Source organism: Thermodesulfobacteriota bacterium (assembly GCA_040756475.1).
GTDB lineage: Bacteria > Desulfobacterota > Deferrisomatia > Deferrisomatales > JACRMM01 > JBFLZB01.
Genome location: JBFLZB010000338.1, coordinates 1 through 2,398, shown reverse-complemented (window position 1 = coordinate 2,398; position 2,398 = coordinate 1). Strand labels below are relative to the sequence as shown.

Sequence of the window (2,398 nt, the reverse complement as noted above, 5' to 3'; positions counted from 1 at the left end):
GCGCCACTCCACCCTCGCCCCCACCGTCGCGGCCCTCGCCCGGGGGATCGCCGTCCTGGGGGCCGCCCCCGGGATCGAGGCCCGGGAGCTTCGGATCTCCCACCAGTTCTCCGAGGGCGACGCCCGCCACGAGCTCGCCCTAGAGTTCGCCAAGGCCGTGGAGGCGAAGACCAACGGGGAGCTCACCTTCAAGGTCTTCCCCTCGTCGGCCCTCTTCAAGGCCGCCGCCCAGTACGACGCCATGGCGAAGGGCGCGCTCGACTTTTCCGTGTTCCCCCTGGCCTACGCCAGCGGCAAGGTGCCCGAGCTCGACATCACCCTCATGCCCTGCATCATCCGCAGCGTCGAGGAGGGCATGGCCTGGCGCGGGAAGGAGATCGGAAAGCGCGTGGAGCAGATCTCGGAAGAGAAGGGGATGAAGATCCTCACCTGGCTCTGGTACGCGGGCGGCATCGGGAGCCGGGGCAAGCCCGTCATCCTCCCGGAGGACGCGAAAGGCCTGAAGTTCCGCGCCGCGGGCAAGCTTTTCGAGCACATGCTCCACCAGTCGGGGGCCTCCATCACGAGCATGCCCTCCTCGGAGATCTACATGGCCCTCCAGACCAAGGTCCTCGACGCGTGCCTCACCTCCGCGGAGTCGTTCGCGTCCTTCCGGCTCTATGAGCAGCTCGAGTATCTGAACGCCCCCGAGGCCTACTCCATCTGGTACATGGCCGAGCCCATCGTCATCAGCACCACCACCTGGAAGTCCCTGACCCCCAGCCAGCAGAAGGCGGTGGAGGAGGTGGGGCTGGCCCTGGAGAAGAGGGCCACCGAGATCGCCCTGGCGGCGAACGTGGAGGTGGTGAAGGTGTTCACGGAGAAGGGCGTCAAGGTCCACAAGATGACGAAGGAGGAGTGGGAAGCCTGGGAGAAGCTGGCCCAGGAGACCGCCTGGAAGCAGTTCGCCGAAACCGTGCCCGGGGGCCGGGAGCTTTTGGACCTGGCCAAGCAGTAGGAGCGGCCTCGGCCGCGAACCACAGAGGCAGACCCGAGGCCGGCTCCGGCCCCTTGCGCGCCGGAGCCGGCCCCGTAACCGAAGGAGGCGACCCCCCATGGCAGCCGTGCCGAGGGACGACCGGAACCCGGTCTTCCGGACCATCGAATTCCTGAGCGACCTCGCCGGTTACGCGAGCGCGGCCGCCATCTTGGTGGCCACGCTCGTGATCGTCCAGCAGGTCGTCGTGCGCTACGTGTTCCGGATGCCCACGATCTGGCAGGTGGAGTTCGCGGTGTACCTCCTCATCGCCGCAACCTTCCTGGGGGCGGCCTACGGGCTCAAGGAAAACTCCCACATCAACATCGAGCTCGTCACGGGCCTCCTCCCCCCCGGGTTCAAGCGCTGGCTCGACCTCTTTACCTCGGTGGTGGCCCTGTGGTTCTGCGCGTACCTGGCCTGGAAGGGCGCCCTCATGTGGTGGGACGCTTACGAGGGCGGCTGGCGCACGTCGTCCCTCTGGTCGATCCCCCTGGTCTATCCCTACGCGATCCTCCCCCTGGGCATGGGGCTCACGTCCCTCCAATACGTGGTGAAGATCGCCGACCGCGTGGCCGAGCTCCGGGGCAGGCGCCCCGGAGCCCCGGGAAGGAGCTGAGCCGTGGGCCCCCTGGCAATCGGGTTCGTCGCCGGTGTCGTCGCCCTCGTCATCCTGCTGAGCGGGATGCCCATCGCCTTCGCCCTGGGGGTGACGTCGCTCGCGCTCATGGCCTTGTTCATGGATCCCTTCCAGCTCTCCATGGTGGCCGAGAACGTCTTCGACGGGGTGAACGACTTCGGACTCCTGTCCATTCCGCTCTTCATCTTCATGGGCATGATCGTGGCGGTGACCAGAGCGGGGTCGGACCTCTACGAGTGCTTCCACAAGTGGCTGCACCGGGTGCCCGGGGGCCTGGGGGTTTCGAACATCGCCTCGTGCGCGGTCTTCGCCGCCCTTACCGGGTCGAGCCCGGCCTGCGCCGCCGCCATCGGCACCATGGGCATCCCCGAGATGCGAAAGCGGGGCTATCGCGACGGGCTGGCCACGGGGATCATCGCCGCCGGGGGGACGCTGGGGATCCTCATCCCCCCCAGCGTCACCATGATCGTCTACGGCATCGCCACCGAGACCTCCATCGGCAAGCTCTTCATGGCCGGGATCATCCCGGGCCTCCTGGTCACACTCCTGTTCAGCGCCTGGATCTTCCTCGTCCAGCGCAAGGAGCGACGACGGGTGGGGAGCGCGGCCGCCCTGGTGGCCGCCGAGGCCGAGTCGTACACCCTGGGGGAAAAGGTGCGCTCGTCGGTCAAGACCATCCCGTTCCTCGTGGTGGTGGTCCTGGTGCTCGCCTCCCTCTACACGGGCTGGGCCACCCCGAGCGA

Annotated in this window: 3 protein-coding genes; all 3 read left to right on the top strand. The window is 67.8% G+C overall.

Annotated elements, in window-relative coordinates; all coding sequences use genetic code 11:
- Positions 1 to 997, top strand: a 997-nt coding sequence (dctP, locus tag AB1578_23430; GenBank protein MEW6490850.1) for a TRAP transporter substrate-binding protein DctP, incomplete at its 5' end; no start/stop codon positions are given.
- A 97-nt stretch (positions 998 to 1,094) separates the two neighbouring features.
- Positions 1,095 to 1,634: a TRAP transporter small permease gene (locus tag AB1578_23425; GenBank protein MEW6490849.1), complete on the top strand. Its 540-nt coding sequence runs from the start codon at positions 1,095 to 1,097 to the stop codon at positions 1,632 to 1,634.
- 3 nt (positions 1,635 to 1,637) lie between these two features.
- The coding region (locus tag AB1578_23420; protein MEW6490848.1) for a TRAP transporter large permease subunit at positions 1,638 to 2,398 on the top strand (761 nt) is incomplete at its 3' end.

Bases quoted from the DNA above. Each gene is read 5' to 3' on its own strand.
- AB1578_23425 (MEW6490849.1), top strand. From the start codon at position 1,095: ATGGCAGCCGTGCCGAGGGACGACCGGAACCCGGTCTTCCGGACCATC.